Here is an 18,694-nt window from a genome sequence, read left to right as displayed (position 1 = left end):
AAACTCATTGCAGTAACTGCTCTTGGCGTACCTGCCATTGCGGTACTTATATTTGAAATAGCACTTAATGGTTTAGCATTATTTAATCATGCAAATATACGTCTACCTAATGCCATTGAAAAACCACTGCGTTTAATATTAATGACGCAAATATTGCATCGAATTCACCATAGCCAAGTGGTTAGCGAAACTAACTCAAACTATGGTTTTAGTGTAATTTGGTGGGATAAATTATTTGGTAGCTACAAAGATAAAGCAAAAAAAGCCGACGCAGATATAAATATTGGCTTAAAAGAATACCCAAGCCAAAAGCAAAATGCCTCGCTTTGGGGATTACTTTCAATGCCTTTTAAAAACAAGTAAAAACAAGTAAAAACAAGTAAAAACAAGTAAAAACAAGTAAAAACAAGCATATTTTATCTCATACAATACCAATCCACTTAAAATTACTTTTATGTAGATTGGTATAAACAAAATACTCTTTAAATACTATAAATATACCTGTCACTAACCTTTTAATTGTTAAGTCCTTTCCTACTTTTTGACGTAAAAAATATTCCGTTCTTGCTCCCATCAAAAAACACAAACAACGTAACCATTTGTATAAAATGCAATTTATGTACAGTCTCAAATTGGTAAACTGGTCTTACCGTAAACTAATTGTAAATAAAATAAACAAATATGTTGACCATTTGCGTACTCCACAATATCATTTGTAAGCGCTTACAAAACACATATCAAAATGTAAGCGCTTACAGCACGAAAAAACAAAGCTCAAAAAACAATTAATCTGACAATAATCTGTTGAAACCGGGGTTCAGTTATGAACATTGAAACAACGCACATTACACGTTTACTTGCCGCTATCTCTTTAGTTACGTTAGCTGGCTGTGGTGGCGACTCTGCCACTAAATCAAATTTTGAAAATGTAGATGCCTCTGAACCAGTATCAGATTGGCAAATGGTTTGGAGCGACGAGTTTGAAGGCTCAGCCATTGATACAAACAAATGGAACTATGAATTAAACTGCAATGGCGGTGGTAACAACGAGAAACAGTGTTACACCGACAGCGAGCAAAATGCATTTATTGCAGACGGTGTGTTAAACATTGTTGCCCTACCCGCTGAAGAAGGTGCAGAAAAGCCTTACACTTCAGCGCGCTTAAATACGCGTTACAACGCTGACTTTACGTATGGTCGCTTTGAAGTGCGCGCCAAACTTCCATCAGGACAAGGTAGCTGGCCAGCATTTTGGATGCTGCCAACAGATGAAGTTTACGGCACTTGGCCTCGTTCTGGCGAAATAGATGTTTTAGAATCAGTAAATCTTAAAACACCGGATGAAGACGGTGGAATAGAGTCAAGCATCCACGGCACACTTCATTACGGACGCGCGTGGCCAGATAACAGCTCTACGGGCAAAGAATTTAAATTCCCTGAAAATACTAACCCGGCAGATGATTTCCACACGTATGCTGTTGAATGGCAAGAAGGTGAAATTCGCTGGTACGTAGACGGTTACCTTTATGCAACTCAGCGTCAATCAGAAGTTCGTACTAATGCAAGTGACGAGGCTGTAGGTCTAAAACACCGTGGCTGGTTTGCAGAATATTTTGAGCAAGGTTCTGGCGAGCTTGAAACTCACTGGGATAGCGCACCATTTGATAAAGATTTTCACTTATTGCTAAACCTAGCAGTAGGCGGTGACTGGCCTGAAAACGTAAATGATTTAGGTGTAGATGCTAGCGCATTTGAAAACGGCCAAACCTTTGCTATTGATTACGTACGCGTTTATCAATGTGCATCAAACCCTGAAACAGGTAAAGGCTGTGAAACTATTCGCCCGGGTTACAATAGCCTAGACGATGCTTTGCTTGAAGGCGATGCACCAATTCCTAGCCCACCTTCGACAGGCATTGCAACACCACTGACTATTTTTGGTGAGTCATTTAATCCAAATTGGCCTGCATGGGATTGTTGTGGAGGATCTACTCCCGCTATTGTTGCAGATGAAACCCAAGGTAATGTAGTTGAATTTGTAGTAGGTGCAGAACCCACTGTAATGGGCTTTATTAGCCGTGAGATTTTTATTACTGACGAAGCAGGAAAAGCCAGCCCGTTTGATGCATCTCCAATGCTGGATGAAGGTTACGTTCGTTTTAAAATGAAAGTAACAAATGCACCAGGCACTGCTGATGCAGCTTGGCTTGTAAAACTTGAAAGTAATGAAGGTTCTAGCGCATTAGAAATGCCGATTACAGATAGCATTGAAGGCGTAAGTCCTGTTGTTGGCCAATGGCAAACTTATACATTTTTATTAAAAGATCTAGATGCTGCAAATTTAGATATTAGTGCAATTGATGTGATCATGGTGTTTCCAGCATGGGGCGCAGGTGAAGGCGCTGTTTATTTAATTGACGATGTTGAGATTACTCAAGATAACTTAGGCGTATCACCTGAGCTTACTATTTTTACTGATGAGCAAAACCTAGCATGGCCAATGTGGGATTGTTGTGGTGGCTCAACGCCTGTTGAAGCTATGGATGATGAAGAACATGGTTTAACCGCAGAGTTTAGCATTGGTGCAGAACCTACTGTAATGGGCTTTAACAGCCGCACTGATGCCAATGGCGCAGGTGAGTCATTTGATGCTAGCAGCATTTTAGACGAAGGTGTTATTCAGTTTGATTTAAAAGTAACGTCTGCACCGAGCGACCCAGCAACACCGTGGTTATTTAAAGTTGAATCAAATGGCGGCGACTCAGCAGTAGAGCTTGAACTTACGGCAAGTGTTGAAGGCGTAGCACCAGTTACTGGCGAGTGGCAAACATATACATTTAAACTGTCTGATCTTGCAGCTGCTGGCTTAGATGTAAGTACTATAGATGTACTGATGATTTTTCCAGCATGGGGTGCAGGTGAAGGTTCTGTTTACCGTGTAGATAACGTTAAAATTTATAATCCAAATGCAGCGCCAGCTGCAACGGGTGAGCTTACTGTATTTAAAGATGCAGCGGCCGAGCAATGGAGTATTTGGGATTGTTGTGGTGGCTCTACACCAACAACAGAAACCGATGATGACGCGCATGGCGCAGTAGCGCAATTTAGCATTGGTTCTACTGCTACAGTAATGGGCTTTATTGCTGATGAAGACGTATCGTTCGATGCCTCTGCAATACTTGAAAATGGTGTAGTTCAATTTGATATGAAACTAGTCTCTGCGCCTTCAGATATTGACGCACAATGGCTATTTAAAATTGAATCAATTGGTACATCGAGTGCCGTAGAGCTTGCTTTATCTAGCAGTGTTGAAGGCCAAGTACCTGTAACGGGCGAATGGCAAACATACACCTTCCCTCTTCAGCAATTATTTGATGCCGGCCTAGACATTAGCGCATTAAACGTAATTATGGTTTTTCCTAGCTGGGACATGGGCGATGGCGCGCTTTACCGTATAGACAACGTGATTATTGCAAATCCATAAAACACACACCAATAGGCGCTTAGCGCCTATTGCTACACAACAACATTTTATAAAGCAGAGCTATTATGAACACATTTAATTTTAAAAAGAGCCAACTTGCGGCTTCTGTGTCTCTCATCATTGCTGCGAGCACATTAAACACAGCTATTGCGGCAGAAGCACAAACAAGCGTTTCATCTGATGTAGAAGTTATTGAAGTAAAAGGTATTCGTGGTTCACTTATTCGTTCTATGGATATGAAACGCGACTCTTCTGGTATTGTAGATGCCATTTCGTCTGAAGAAATGGGTAAATTCCCAGATACCAACTTAGCAGAATCATTACAACGTATTACCGGTGTATCGGTTAGTCGCGCAAACGGTGAGGGTAGCCAAATTACAGTACGTGGTTTTGGTCCTGAGTTTAACTTAATTACCTTAAATGGTCGCCAAATGCCGGGCACAGGTTATACACGTTCGTACAACCTTGAAAACATCGCCTCTGAAGGTGTAAGTGCGCTTGAAGTATTTAAAACAGCACGTGCAGACGTGCCAAGCGGTGGCTTAGGTGCAACAGTTAATATTTCTACTGCGCGCCCTTTTCAAAAGCCGGGTCAAAATTTTTCAGCAACCGTTAAAGCAAATCACGACTCGTCGAACGAAGCTGGCGATGACGTAACACCAGAGTTCTCTACTGTTTACAGCAATACTTTTGTAGATGACACTTTTGGTTTTGGTTTTTCATTTTCACACCAAGAGCGTGACTTTCAAAAACAAAGTGCCAATATCCAAGGCTGGCAGGCAAATGTAGACTTACCTGATTTAGATAGCAGCAACGTAGTTGATAACCGTACAAACCCTGCAGGTAACTACTACTTCCCTAAAGACATGAACTACTCTATTGAAGATGTAGAACGTGAACGTACAAACGGACAAGTTACTTTTCAGTTTGCACCAGTAGATGGCTTTGTAGCAACACTTGATTACACTGCAAGTAAAGCTGTAACAGGTTCTCAGAGTATTGGTTGGGGTATTTGGAACGACTTTGGTAGCAATCTTAATGGCTACGAATTAGATGAAAATGGCACAGCTGTTTATGCTGATATTAGCGGTAATGACGCGTCATTCACAGCTAATAAAGGCACTTCAGAAGTAAAAGCGCGTTCACTTGGTTTAAACTTAGATTGGGAAATTAGCGACACGTGGCACGTAGAGCTTGATTACCACGACTCTAAAAACGAAACTGATAACGGCGCCGACAATGGGCTGGGAAGTGCCGGTCAAGTAATTTTAGGTTCTGATCAGCTAGCTAATAAAATTTATGATTACCGTACGGGCGAAGTACCCAGTGCACAAGTTAATTGGTTAAATGGCACAAGTGAATTAACGCCTGGCGAAATTGATTCAAACTTTAGTCAGTTTATTCATTCACCTGGTGAATCAAACATTGAACAATTACAACTGCATACGACATGGTATAACGAAAGCTATGACATTGGTTTAGTTAAAGTTAAATTTGGCGCATCACGTACAGAACAAAACACCGGTGGTTACACCGCGTGGAGTGGTTTAGTAGGTGGTCCAGGCTTTAACCCATCGTATACAGAAATATTCCCAGATAGTATGTTTACCCGCAACGATACATCAGGCCTTTTAGATCAGTTTGATGGCGGCGGCAGCGACTTACAACCTGGTTACTACTACACCTACGATTTTGACGAAGCTGTTGCACGCCAAATTGCGTATTTAACGGCTGATGTAACGGGTGGCGATGCATATACAGCTAATGCATACGCAGACGGAATAGATAGCGAGAGCTACGTAGAAGAAATAACGAATAGCTTTTATGTTCAATCAAGCTGGGAATTTGACGTAAGTAACTACTACGTAAAAGTAAATGCAGGCCTACGCTATGAGCAAACAGACGTAACAAGTACTGTGCGCCAACGCGTTGAAGATCAAGTTAATTGGATCAGCGCTTCAGAGTGGATCATGCAATACGCTGCTGGCGGCGATGATAACTTCTTAGAGCAACAAGGTGATTACGATGTTTTACTGCCTTCAATCGACGTAAGTGTTGATTTAACTGAAGACGTAGTAGCCCGCGTATCTTGGGGTAAAACAATGTCGCGTGCACCACTAGGTAATCTAGCCGGTGGTCGTAGTTTAACAGGCAGCCCAAAACCAGGTTCTCGTACAGGTGGCCAAGGTAATACAAACTTATTACCGTTTGAATCAACAAACCTTGATTTATCACTTGAGTATTACTACGCAGAAGGCAGCTACGCATCTGTTGGTTACTTTAAAAAAGATGTTGATAACTTTATTCAAACCACCATTACGCAAACCACTATTGATGGCTTGCACGATATTTTAAACGGCCCTCGTTACTTACAAGCCGTAAGCGATATTGAATCACGTGGCGAGCAAGCAACAACCGACGCTATTTTTGCACAAATGATTGCCAGCGGTTACGGCAATGCAAATGGCGTTATTGAACCAAACAGCGACGATCCGCTAATAACATGGAATATTAGCCAACCACAAAATACCGACAGTAAATCGGTAGATGGTTTTGAAGTAGCTGTTCAACATCTAATTGGTGAAACCGGTTTTGGTATTGGTGTTAACGCAACATTTGTAGATGGCGACGTAGAATTTGATAGCGAAAGCCTAGATCAACAAGCACCACTAACAGGCTTAAGTGACTCAGCTAACTTCCAAGGCTTTTACGAAAAAGACGGCCTATCAGTTAAAATTACTTACGCATGGCGCGACTCATACCTAATTGGTGTAGGCCAAGCGCAAGGTTCAGCTGATGCGCCTCCGCAATATGCTAAAGCGTATGGCCAATGGGATATGAGCGTTAACTACGATGTAAACGAAAACGTAACGGTATTTTTTGATGGCATAAACTTAAATAATGCCACCGAAGAAGGTTACGGACGTTACGAAGAGCAGTTCTTATTTGCTAATCAATACGGTCCTCGTTACTCAATTGGTGCTCGTTACACGTTCTAACTAAATTTCCTTTAGTAAAAATGCAAAAAAAACCGCTCACTGAGCGGTTTTTTATTGCCTTAACTCTTAGTTATTTACCAGTAATGAGCTGTTAACCTCCGACCTTTGGTAAAGGCTTCTTACTTAATATTTCAAATGTAATTAAATCCACAAGCATTGAATAAACCACATTATTATTAATAAAAATAACAAAAAGCTCCCCGTCAGAATTTAAACCTGATTCAACTATACGATTATAATCTGTAATAATTTCAGTGTAATTAGAGCCATCAACTTTACTTAAAGCAAAAGTCCGATTATCAGTGTTATCCAATTTATTATCTAAATTTGTATCACTATTTATTACTTCATAAGAGATAGCGCGGGTGGCTGACCTTTCATTAAACTCATCATCTACAAGTGGCATTATATCTATAATTAACTGTTCTATAGATTTAAATAACCAAACAGAGTTATTCGTAATGCTATTAATAAAGAGAACGTTTTTTGATCTAGTTGGTTTATAGCTACTTCCGCCAAACTCATTATATATCCCCAGTACTTCACTTTTTTCTACAAACAGTTTTTCGGACTCAAGTGCAATAAAATAAAAATCAGTACCACTTATTTTATGTGGATAACCTAAGCGCCAGTTTTCTTCTTTGTTATCGTCTTGAGCTAAATTTAATGTTGTTTGTTTTACGAGAATTTGATCTTTAAAAATGACAGAAGCAAGTTGATAAAAAACAAACAATATAGCAATTATAAGTCCACTAAATAAAACCAGCCCATTAAGATTCCATACCCATTTAAAAAATTTATCTGATTTCATGTTATTCCAACTTCTAAGCTACTTAATTCTAAAGTAGGTAATTATTTACAAACCCTAGTATTTTTTAATCTGCTCAAGCAGCCGATTGGTTGTCCAATCAATGCCGTTATACGCAATATCTGGCTTGTAGTAAGCCCCTGCCCCTCGCGCTCTGTTTACGTATACTTTGTTAGGTACAATCACTTTGCCTAAGCCTGAAGGTAAATCAGCTAAACGTACCTCCATATACATAGAATCAGCACTACTTGGTGCACCAAATAACGTTGTATTTTCAAAAAGCTTAAACTTATCAAGTGCATCTAAACAAGCACTCGCGCATTGTGGCGGCACTATAACAAACACCTTGGTTTTAAAGTCACTCACTAAAGGCTTTTGTGGTATGTTATTTAGCGTATTAGTTTCTTGCTCTACATAAAATGGATCACCACTTTTAAGTGATAAAGCCATACCCGCAGCTGTGGTTTTAAATATTTTCAATAATTCAGGCTGATTTTTTACAACCTCTAATAAAGACACTACATGGTCGGTATTATCTTTTGATGCTCTCCACCACACTTGCGTATTTTGAGAAGTATTATTTGCTTTTTGCTCTACTACTTTTTGGCCCCATAATCCTTTTGCTATTTGTGAGCTCCAATAAGATGAGCCACCTTGGTTATGGCGCAAATCTAATACCACGGCTTTTGCAGTAAGTAACTTGCTACGTTGCTGTTGTATTTTTTCAAACACTTTATTGTAGGCAGCAGTTTGTTTATCGGTTGATGAAAAGCTAGGCATAGCAATCCAAGCAATGTTTTTTTCAGGCCACGTTAAATCAATGGGAAGCTCATCACCGTTATAAGCATTTTCTAAATGCTTACTTGCTGACTTAGGCTTTACTGACCAATTTAGTGCTTGTGTATAGGTATCACCATTGGCTTTAACAAATTCGCATGCTTTTAGAGGAGTTAAAAATGGATTGCCCTCGTCAATTAGTAACCGCCAACCTTGCTGCCACCAATGCCCAGGCTGTGCAACTTCACCATGAAACTTAAACACTCTCTCACGCATTAAGGTCTCGGTGCTTTGCCCATCACATTGGCTTACAACGTCGCCTTTGCTAATATTTTTGTTTTCACTGTAATACACTTTTAGCGCATCACCTCGCCACACAGTTCTAAAGCCCGGCCAGCGGCGTGCGGGTCTATCTACGCTTGAAAACGCACCCGCGTGGCCATCTTGTAATACAGTACTAAAACGAGAAATTGCCGCTACATGCGCCTGCGGCCCACTCGCTTGAGCCGAGAGTTTAAGTGCCTCCGCTTTTGCTTGTTTTAATAAATCAGGAAAAGTTGGGTTATTAACATCAAACATACCAGGATGATTTTGTGCAGTAATACTATAAGCCGCGTTAATATCGCGCTCTGTTATGCTGCGCCACTGCTCAAGTGTAGTAGGTAGAATGGGTTCTTGTGCAGCATTTATAACTGGTGATAGTAATAAAGCGCAGAGCAATACATGATTGGTTATTTTTGTTTTTATAGTCATAAAAATCCGTTTAAATGTTGTGGTATATATAATTTAAGATGCGTGTTTTATTTAATACCGCTCAAAGGCGCACCATTTTAAAGTTTTCAATAGCTAAATTTTACTAGTTACCCACCTCACGGCGAGTTGTTATGTTTTGGCAACTTGAAACCTGCCGTGTTTAACCCAACCACAAAAAAATACAAAACTAACAACACCCTGAATTAAAATAATCCAGAACAAAGACTCCTCGAGGAAATCTGGATAGTTCAGGGTATGTATCAATGAGATTAAGCCGAACACGCTACCAAAACTAAGCAAGCCTAGTATGCTCAAAGTAGAAAAGTAGNCTAGACACTATGCCGTAAATGGCAACGGCTACTAAACAAAGATAAATCGCTGATGAAACTATAGTTAGACCATTTAGCTCCCCGTCTACAATTTGTTCCTGAGTCAACTTAACTCCTCTCATTAGAAGAAGTAGTATTAACCAGCCAATAGTTAGATTTTTCATCATACTCTCTGTGAACGTAACGAGCCTATAAATTAACTCGTTTTTTATTTTTTATTAATAAACAAACCATAGCTGAGTTCCTATTTTGGTTCAATCTATTGCTGTACTTTTACTCAGCATATAAAAAAGAGTTTAATGTTGTTTTAATTGGCATTTTGGAAGGGATTACGGGTGTTTGAGTGCAAAATTTAGGATGGGTGTCTTTGTTATTACCAGCAACCCCAAAAGGATATGGGAAAAACCTGGCTGCGATGAGATCGCAATAAGAGAGCCTCTATATGTGTTTGCCGTAAGCTACTTGCTTAACANCAGCCGTATCGACAGACGAGGTAAACGAATTGGTTTAGAATTGACCGTCAATTTATAAAAACGGTCAAAAAGAACACTAATGCCTATTGACAGAGTTAAGGCTCATATGTGTTATGTGTTATGTGTAAAACTTTAACTGAACTTTGCCGTTTACAATGTTTAAATTACCAAACTCTCCAACAACCTGAAAGCCATTATTGGTTTTTATAAGAGTATCTATATTGCCGTAATCGAGGGAACCATCTAAATCTTTAGTAGGATTTACGGTAGTTTGTTTGGAAAGCCCTGAATACCACGTAAAATTAGTAAATTGGATTTCACATTTGCGGTAGCAAGTATATTCATTGGGCTTAGGTTTTTGATAATGTGGCGATTCAGGCCAAATACTGACCTCTACATTAAATGTAATTTCGGCCTCATTTGAACTCCAACCGAGAACAAACGAATCATTGAAATCTATATCTTTGAAAATATCCATATGCTCGACGATTTCCATTTACACATAACACCCGCTTAAGCGGACAAAAATTGTTGGTTATAATGTGCAGCGAAGCGGAACCTAACCAATTGTTTTTGTTCCGTTTAAAGCGCTTGTTATAAGCTAGACCGCGGAGGTAATCCACTCATTGCAGTCTTTAATATCATTTTTACCAAACAGCTTTACATTAATAGATGTGAACTCAGTAGAGATATTTTTAATAACACCACTTAAATTATCATTACTACAAATAGCCAACTTACCTGTATCCATAACTTTTGCAAACACTGAAATGGAGTCCCAATGTGCATAATGTGAATTTGAAATTATTATAATATTGGGTGTGAAGCCATAAACAGCGACACCTTGGCTCACTGTCTTCTTGAATTTATTTATGTCAGCACCAGATAATTTACATTTACTATCTAATACAATCTTATAAAGGTATGGACTTGCCGAGTGCTTAATCTGATGCATATGTACCTGAGCTTATAACGCTTAAAGCAGCGGCGCATTTATGCGTCCGCTGCCTTTACTTGTTAGCACTTACATCATTGCCGTAAGCGCAGGGATAAAGGGAGCTATCAGCGTCATATGGTTCGCTGCAGCGCCAATAAATGCCTTGTATGAATCGCCTATTGAGCCAGACTTACTTTCCGTCTGCATATCTTCGACAGCAGTAATTAATGGCTCTTTGCTTTCAATATCTGAAGCTTTGATGGCAGCAAGCAGATCTTCAAAAACCTGTTCATTTATAGCAATCGATTGTTGCGCGCCCTCAGACTGGACAGCAATATTGCTGTTGCTTACATTTTGAATACTAATACTTGGCTTTTCATTATTCACGGGCAGTCCGTTCTCCAATTTGTACAAATTTGATTTCTCTAATAACAAAAGTGTTTGTTTAACAACTTCTGCTAAATTCATCTGCTCCTCAAAAGCAGTAACCATTTGATTAAATGCCCACGAATTTAGTGATAATTCGTCAAAAGCCTGTTGAGCTTCGTCAATCACATACTGCAGATCATTGTAGACCCAGGTATTTTCAAATCTTTTAATAATGCTGGTTAAAGTAGGGTATGTTGTTATGTCAAAGTTTATTGCCGCCAAAGCATCAGACATAAATAATCCCATATCTCGACCATCGGCATAGACTCTCTCTATCTTCGCCTTTTTTAACCCATCTTTAATAGGCCAAACAGTCTGCCCCCAATCTTCATTGTTTTTTAAATGAGACCACCACTTATCTTTGTTTCTATATTCCTCGCCTATAGAAAGCAATCGACTTATTAGGGGTTCTACATCATTAAGATCTCGTCTTACTTCCATTAAGTATTGCCTTGGTTAAAATTTACGGGTGCTAACAACTTTGTCTAATACATTTGTCGTTTTATAAACCGACAAATGTCCCTGTATTACAATGCATTTATCTTAGCTAGCAAATAACCACCTGTAAACAACTAGTTAACTACAAAGAAATCTCCGTTAATGCTGTAATACACCTAAATGGAGGAGATCAGTAATATCCGACAATGCATAAATCACTGCTAATTTTTAGAGCAACTTTTATAAAAAGTTAATATCGTAAAATCGTTTTTTAACGCAGGTAATGAGTTATTAAAACGCTTAGGTTTTAACATTTTGAATACAGTTGGTATTGTACCTATATATTGCAACACGTTTGAAATAGTGTTGTGAGCACTGTGAAATAAAAGCACTTTAAAATAAAAGGACTCTAAATAAAAAAGCGCTACAAATAGGTAGCGCTGGCATTATTACTTAATGGTTGTTTATTTAAAGCTTAGGCTCTTTATTTAAAAGAAGCCGAGCGGATCTTCGCTGTAGCTCACTAATAGGTTTTTAGTTTGTTGGTAGTGATCAAGTGCTAGTTTGTGTGTTTCGCGCCCTATTCCTGATTTTTTATAACCACCAAATGCAGCATGTGCTGGGTACATGTGGTAACAGTTTGTCCACACTCGCCCTGCTTCTATTTTGCGACCCATACGATAAGCACGATTCATGTTTCTGCTCCACACACCTGCACCTAAACCAAACTCAGAGCTGTTGGCAAGCTCGAGTGCTTCGGCTTCATCTTTAAAGGTCGACATTGAAATAACAGGGCCAAAAATTTCTTCTTGGAACACACGCATATCGTTTGTGCCCTTTAATAACGTAGGTTGTATGTAGTAACCACCGTTTAAGTCATCACTTAGCTGCTCTACATTACCGCCAGTGAGTACTTCAGCGCCTTCTTTTTTGCCTATTTCAATGTAGCTCAGTATTTTATCAAATTGCGCTTTTGAAGCTTGTGCGCCAACCATAGTTTCGCTATCTAGCGGGTTTCCGCGTTTAATTTTTAAGGTACGTTCGAGTATTCGCTCAATAAACTGCTCGTAAATGTCTTCTTGAATAAACAGCCTTGATGGACACGTACACACCTCGCCTTGGTTGAAGTAAGCAAGCACGGCGCCTTCAATAGCTTTGGATAAAAACGCATCGTCTTTTTCCATTACATCATTAAAAAATATATTAGGTGATTTACCACCGAGCTCGACCGTTGAAGGAATAATATTTTCAGCAGCGCATTTCAAAATATGTGAGCCCACAGGCGTTGAACCTGTAAATGCAATTTTAGCGATACGCTTGCTTGTTGCCAGTGCTTCACCCGCTTCTTTACCGAAGCCGTTTACTATATTTAATACGCCTGCAGGGAGTAAATCGCCAATTATCTCCATTAAAACTAAAATAGAAGCTGGTGTTTGCTCAGCCGGTTTTAAAATTACGCAGTTACCTGCAGCAAGTGCTGGCGCTAGTTTCCAGGCGGCCATTAAAATAGGGAAGTTCCACGGAATAATTTGCCCAACAACACCTAGTGGCTCATGAAAATGATACGCAACGGTGGTTGCGTCTATTTCACCTATAGTGCCGTCTTGCGATCGTAGGCACCCTGCAAAGTAGCGAAAGTGATCTGCCGCTAGCGGAATATCAGCAGCGAGTGTTTCACGAATTGCTTTACCGTTATCCCATGTTTCGGCAACAGCTAGTAACTCTAGGTTTTGCTCAATTCTGTCGGCTATTTTTAGCAGTATGTTACTTCGGTCGGTCACCGACGTTGTGCCCCATTGCTCTCGCACTGCATGCGCTTTGTCGAGAGCCAGCTCTATGTCGTCTTTGTCTGAACGCGGTATCTGGCAAAATACCTTACCGTTTACTGGGCTTATATTATCAAAGTATTGGCCATTTACAGGCTTTACCCACTCTCCGCCAATGTAGTTTCCGTATTGTTGTTTAAAGTTTACGAGTGCGCCGTCGCTACCTGGATTTGCATATATCATGTGTGTGATCTCTTTATTGTTGTTAGCTAAAGGTCGAACATTTATATAAAACAAAATGCTTTATATTTAATCGACATTAAACTAACAAGTACCTAAAAACTTGATTAGCTGTCCACAAAAGTTGTCTGTGAGTCCAAACTAATAAAAACCTAAAGGATTGATATGCACACATCTCAGTTAAACAAAAAACGCCAACAACTTGATGTATTAATAGAAAATAAAGTCACATTCGCTGCAGATAGCAGTGAGTTGAGTATTTACGACACGTATCAAAGCGCGCAAAAGGTGGCACTGCACTCAAACGAGCTGCTGTTTTGTGCCATGCTTAGCGGCAAAAAGGTAATGCACGTAGAAAGCAGCCAATACCATAAAGCATTTTTACCACACGAGTCGTTTGTATTAGCGCCAGAGCAAGGTGTTTTAATTGATTTTCCACAAGCATCAATGCACGCCCCAACTACTTGTTTAGCGATTGAAATTAGCACCGACAAAATAACTAGCGTGGCGAATGCACTTAACATGCAGCAAAACTTTGCACACGATGGCTTATTTGAATATGTACCTCAGTTAGTGCATACCCAACATAATATTCAAACGCAGCAATTATTAGAGCGCATGGTGCATTTATTTAGCGAGCAAGGCGCACAGCGACATTACTTGATTGATTTGTCGTTAAACGAATTGATCACCCGTTTATTACAACAACAAAGCCGCGAGCTATTGCTGGCTAGCTGCGATAAGCCACGCCTTAAAACAAAAGTCAGCGATGCCCTGCTTTATATTGAAGAACACTTAAGTGAAACGCTCGACATAAATACCTTATGCAAAATAGCCTGCATGAGCCGCAGTAAGTTTTATCAGCAGTTTAAACTTGCATTTGGCACTAGCCCAGCCCTTTGGCAGCAACAATTAAGACTTAAAAAAGCGCGTACTCAATTGCTACAAGGCCATGCAATTAGTAAAGTTTGCTTTGATGTTGGATTTAATAGCGCGAGCCACTTTAGTCGTTTATTTAAACAAACGTTTGGCATTGCGCCTAAAGAGTGTCGACATTAGCCCTAAAATCTTATTTTTTTACTTTGCTAACGCCCTGAATATGTTAGTTTATTAACATGAGTATTGAGTAAAGAATTGGTATGAGTAAGCAAACCCGCTGGACCCTTAAAAGTATTGCTAAAGAGTTAGGTGTGTCTAACGCGACAGTATCTAATGCGTTTAATCGCCCTGATCAGCTATCGGCTAAACGCCGAGACGATATTCTCGCAGCGTGTAAAAATTTGGGCTATTACGGGCCTAATAAGGCCGCGCAATCATTGCGTAATGGCACATTTAATATTGTCGCTTTAGTGCTGCCCGATAGTGTGGAGTATATGGTGTCGGACCCTGTAGCTAGTAGCTTTATGCGCGGTGTTACCTCAGTGCTTGAAAAAAATGGCATTAATGTTTTATTGTTTTCAGGTAATAGCGATAACCTTAACAACGTGGTCGACTTTGTAGATGGCTTTATTTGTTATGGCCGCCCTCGTAATAACGCGTTAGTTGAGCAGTTAAAAACAGTGTCTAAACATGTAGTGACAATTGATTTTGATATTGCTCGCAATGCCTCTGTAAATATTAATAACGAGCAAGCAAGTTACGAAATTGCTAAACACGTACTACATAATCAAAACGATAAAGTGGCTATATTAGGGCTTAGGTTACTTGATGAAAACGTATTATGCCGCGTGTATGAGCATCACGAATTTGAAACCGGACAATCTATTTCGCATCAACGTTTACGTGGTTATCAACGCGCTTTAAGCGAGGCAAATATTACGGTGGCTGACGATCGCATTTGGAACATTCCTGAGAGTAGCGAGCGTTTTGCAAATATTGCTGCTAAAGAGGTTTTAAGTGCCTCCCCTCGTCCTAACGTTATTATTTGTATGAGTGATTTAATTGCCCTTGCCACAATGCGAGAAGCAATAAAACAAGGCATAAAAATAGGTGAAGAACTGCGTATTGTGGGCTTTGATGGTATTGATGAAGCAGCCCGGTTTGTACCTCGCCTCACCACTATTCATCAAAACAGCCAAGAAAAAGGCGTTATAGCCGCTGAATTATTTATTTCTAAAGAAGAAAAAACTCAGGAAGTCAGTTACGAATTAGAGATTGGTGCGAGTAGTTAGCTTACAAACCTTGTAATAGTTTTATGTGTTAAAAAGCCAAGCTTAAGTAGCTTGGCTTTTGCTTTACATGACGTTTGTAAATTACTCTTTTAACATTAAGCTAAAAATGAATTTAAGTTAATCGTTGTTTCTTCATCACCGTTTACTTGCGTAATAAGTGCATGGCGTAATTTAAAATCAACAGTAAGTGAAATAGTTTGCTCATCTAGTTGCCACGATAAACAACACATACTGCCTTCACCTTGGGCGCTAAATTCACCTGCAAATGCAGGGTGTGAATTGCGAATTTTAATTAATTCAATTAAACCTTTTACTACAGGCTTATTTAAGGCTTTGTCGATTATATTTGCATCTAAATATGGGCGGTTAATATCACGGCCAACATTTGTATTTGTCAGTAATTCCATGTCGTTTTCGCAAGCAAATAGGCCGCCGTAATAAACTTGTGGTACACCTGGAGCAAAAAATTGAATTGCACGCGACAGTAAGTAATCAAAGTCTTTAGCACCTAATGCGTTGTAGTACGTACAGTTAACTTGATATAAGTCGACATTACTCGCCGCAGCGCCCGTAGCTTGGCGGCTTTGATTGTTGCTGTTGCCGTGCATTGTTTCGACTAGGTTATCAATCTGCTGTGCATTTAATAACCCTGCTTTGTCGCCCATTGGTCCTGCGTCAATAATGCCAATACCGTCGTGTGTATCAAGTACGGTTAAGCAATTACGTGGCGAAATTTGTAACCATTTGAGAAGTGCATCTACATCGTTGTTAAATAAGCTGTGTAAAATAAGCGGTGGTAACGCAAAGTCGTAAACCATATTTACGCGTTTTGCCACTTCTACCTGAGTTTGATAATGGCTATGAATTTCTGCAATGGTTTCCATGCCTAAATCGTTTGCCTGCTTAGATAAGTTATCTAGGTAGCCAAACGTTTCATCAAGCATAAAGCAGTTAGTACCCGCTTGCTTAATGGCGTAACCCGCCGCATCTAAACGAATAATATTTACATTGTTAGCCGAAAATTTAGTAAGTACGTTACTTAAATACGCAACACCGGCTTCTACTTTTACATTTATATCGATTTGATTGTCGGTAAATGTGGTCCAAAAATCATAGGTTTTACCATCACCACATTTCATTGAGGTAAAGCAACTGCCAGGACGCGGGCGGTAAATTGCTTTTTGCTCAGCTTCGCTCATACCACCGGGAAAAACATCTTCTTTGGTTAAAAACAAATCCCAAAATTCTGATGCCTTACCTTTAGCTAATACATCTTGAAACTGAAAAGATTGCGCTGATACATGGTTAACAATTAGGTCTGCCATTAAGTCGAGATCTTTACCTAATACTTGTATGTCTTCCCAAGTGCCTATTCTAGAATCAACTTCACTATGATCAATAGGGTCAAAGCCAGCATCGCTGCCATCAATAGGATTGTAAAATGGCAATAAGTGCACACCACCAAATACGCCTTTTAAAGGGCCGTTTAAAAGTGTGGTTAGCGCGCCTATATTTTGGCCAGTGATTCGATCAGCATATGTGATCAATTGAACTTTATTCTTCATCATTATGTGATTACCATGTTGAAACTTAATCGATTAAGATATATCTTTAACTAGCGAGTAAGAATTTACAAGTAATTTTTAATAATTTTACATACAAATTTCGTGGCTCACGTAATACTACAGTAAGCAACTGACTGACTTACGAAGTGTTAATAGAGAATTTAACGAGGAATAAACACATGACAAAATCACACACACACGTAAGCAGCGACCCACTGCAACAAATACGTTGGCTTACATACATGATGTTTTTTATGTTTGCCATGACCTCTGACGCAGTCGGCATGATAATCCCCGAACTTATAAAAGATTTCGGTTTGAGCATGACTCAAGCTAGTGCATTTCATTACGCTCCCATGGCATTAATAGCCTTTAGTGGGTTATTTTTAGGCTTTTTAGCTGACAGCCTTGGCCGTAAAAAAACCATTATGCTAGGTCTATTAATATTTTCTGCGAGTTGTTTTTTATTTGCATTTAGCACCAGTTTTACCTTCTTTTTAGTATTGCTTTGCTGCATAGGCTTGGCCATTGGTTTATTTAAAACCGGCGCACTGGCATTGCTTGGCGATATTTCACATAGTAACGACGACCATACTAAAACCATGAACAAGGTTGAGGGCTTTTTTGGCATTGGCGCTATTGTAGGCCCTGCCCTAGTTGGTGTTTTATTAGTGCAAAACGTAAGTTGGACATACCTGTATATTATTGCGGGCGTAATGTGTTTAATTCTTGCTTTATTAGCATGGCGCGCAGACTACCCTGACGTAGTTAAAACAACTGAAAAGCCAGCCTCTTTGGCCACCACCCTGAAAATGGTAAAAAACCCTTATGCACTTGGCTTTTCTTTAGCTATTGCACTTTATGTAGCGACTGAAGTGGCTATTTATGTATGGATGCCGACGCTATTAAAGGACTACACAGGCTCTTGGCCGCTCCTTGCCACTTATGCACTTACTATATTTTTTATACTACGTGCTGCAGGTCGTTTTATTGCCGTATGGTTACTAAATCATTATAGCTGGCAAGGTGTTATGGCTTATTTAAGCTTAGGTATTGCGCTTTGTTATGTGGGTACACTTATTGGGGGTGTTGATTGGGCTGTAGGGTTACTACCTCTTTCAGGTTTATTTATGTCTATGGTTTATCCAACTTTGAACTCTAAAGGTATATCGTGTTTTCCTGCTGAGCGCCATGGAGCTGTAGCCGGGGTTATATTATTTTTTACCGCATTATCAGCTGCTTTAGCCCCTTTATTTATGGGTATGATCAGCGATTACTTTGGCCATGTGCGCTATGGCTTTTACTTGGCAACAGGGTTTGCCGTGATTTTATTTATAGCTATGTTGTTCAATTATTTACGCGACCCATCAATGAGTGCTTTACAAGAAAGTAACCCAACAGCTTAATAAACTTGTATCTCAATACAATAAAAAACACCTTTAAAATCAACATATGAATAATAAAAGAGCAAATTAAACACAAAATGATTTGCTTATTGTAAAATATTTGTTACTTTTACTTAATC

The 18,694-nt window shown here is 39.5% G+C and carries 13 protein-coding genes; 6 read left to right on the top strand and 7 right to left on the bottom strand.

The window, feature by feature from the left end; all coding sequences use genetic code 11:
- From L654_RS0107850 to L654_RS0107835, 3 genes are all read left to right on the top strand, one after another.
- A partial coding sequence (locus tag L654_RS0107850; protein ID WP_024607722.1) for a sterol desaturase family protein occupies positions 1-363 on the top strand: 363 nt, incomplete at its 5' end.
- Between the two features lie 460 nt (positions 364-823).
- Positions 824-3,484, top strand: coding sequence for a glycoside hydrolase family 16 protein (locus L654_RS0107840; RefSeq protein ID WP_024607721.1), 2,661 nt, complete (start codon positions 824-826; stop codon positions 3,482-3,484).
- A gap of 65 nt (positions 3,485-3,549) precedes the next feature.
- Positions 3,550-6,483, top strand: a complete 2,934-nt coding sequence (locus L654_RS0107835; RefSeq protein ID WP_024607720.1) for a TonB-dependent receptor — start codon at positions 3,550-3,552, stop codon at positions 6,481-6,483.
- A gap of 91 nt (positions 6,484-6,574) precedes the next feature.
- Here L654_RS0107835 and L654_RS0107830 read toward each other — a convergent pair whose 3' ends face one another.
- The 6 genes from L654_RS0107830 to L654_RS0107795 form a co-directional block, all read right to left on the bottom strand.
- Positions 6,575-7,294 carry a hypothetical protein gene (locus tag L654_RS0107830; protein ID WP_024607719.1) on the bottom strand — a complete coding sequence of 240 codons (720 nt, stop codon included), beginning with the start codon at positions 7,292-7,294 and terminating at the stop codon, positions 6,575-6,577.
- A gap of 54 nt (positions 7,295-7,348) precedes the next feature.
- Positions 7,349-8,821, bottom strand: a complete 1,473-nt coding sequence (locus tag L654_RS0107825) for a S41 family peptidase (RefSeq protein ID WP_024607718.1) — start codon at positions 8,819-8,821, stop codon at positions 7,349-7,351.
- A gap of 920 nt (positions 8,822-9,741) precedes the next feature.
- Complete coding sequence (locus tag L654_RS0107815; protein ID WP_050582296.1) at positions 9,742-10,119, bottom strand: hypothetical protein; 378 nt, start codon at positions 10,117-10,119, stop codon at positions 9,742-9,744.
- A 105-nt stretch (positions 10,120-10,224) separates the two neighbouring features.
- Positions 10,225-10,578, bottom strand: coding sequence for a hypothetical protein (locus L654_RS0107810; RefSeq protein WP_024607715.1), 354 nt, complete (start codon positions 10,576-10,578; stop codon positions 10,225-10,227).
- Positions 10,579-10,647: 69 nt separating this feature from the next.
- Positions 10,648-11,430, bottom strand: a complete 783-nt coding sequence (locus tag L654_RS0107805) for a hypothetical protein (protein WP_024607714.1) — start codon at positions 11,428-11,430, stop codon at positions 10,648-10,650.
- 485 nt (positions 11,431-11,915) lie between these two features.
- Positions 11,916-13,436, bottom strand: a complete 1,521-nt coding sequence (locus tag L654_RS0107795; protein ID WP_024607713.1) for an aldehyde dehydrogenase family protein — start codon at positions 13,434-13,436, stop codon at positions 11,916-11,918.
- A gap of 162 nt (positions 13,437-13,598) precedes the next feature.
- On the opposite strand from L654_RS0107795, the gene L654_RS0107790 reads away from it, so the two are divergent.
- Both L654_RS0107790 and L654_RS0107785 read left to right on the top strand, forming a co-directional pair.
- Entirely contained in the window at positions 13,599-14,492 is an 894-nt protein-coding gene (locus tag L654_RS0107790; protein WP_024607712.1) for an AraC family transcriptional regulator, read from the top strand.
- Between the two features lie 80 nt (positions 14,493-14,572).
- A complete protein-coding gene (locus tag L654_RS0107785; protein WP_024607711.1) occupies positions 14,573-15,604 on the top strand; it encodes a LacI family DNA-binding transcriptional regulator in 1,032 nt (343 codons plus the stop codon).
- A gap of 95 nt (positions 15,605-15,699) precedes the next feature.
- Here L654_RS0107785 and gtfA read toward each other — a convergent pair whose 3' ends face one another.
- The gene (gene gtfA, locus L654_RS0107780) at positions 15,700-17,172 is read right to left on the bottom strand and encodes a sucrose phosphorylase (protein WP_024607710.1); all 1,473 of its coding nucleotides are present in this window, start codon (positions 17,170-17,172) and stop codon (positions 15,700-15,702) included.
- Between the two features lie 176 nt (positions 17,173-17,348).
- On the opposite strand from gtfA, the gene L654_RS0107775 reads away from it, so the two are divergent.
- The gene (locus tag L654_RS0107775; RefSeq protein WP_024607709.1) at positions 17,349-18,575 is read left to right on the top strand and encodes an MFS transporter; all 1,227 of its coding nucleotides are present in this window, start codon (positions 17,349-17,351) and stop codon (positions 18,573-18,575) included.
- Positions 18,576-18,694 lie beyond the last annotated feature (119 nt).

The sequence above is a fragment of the Pseudoalteromonas sp. TAB23 genome (genome assembly GCF_000498075.1).
GTDB classification, from domain to species: Bacteria; Pseudomonadota; Gammaproteobacteria; order Enterobacterales; family Alteromonadaceae; genus Pseudoalteromonas; species Pseudoalteromonas arctica.
This window is presented reverse-complemented; position numbering and strand designations above follow the sequence as displayed.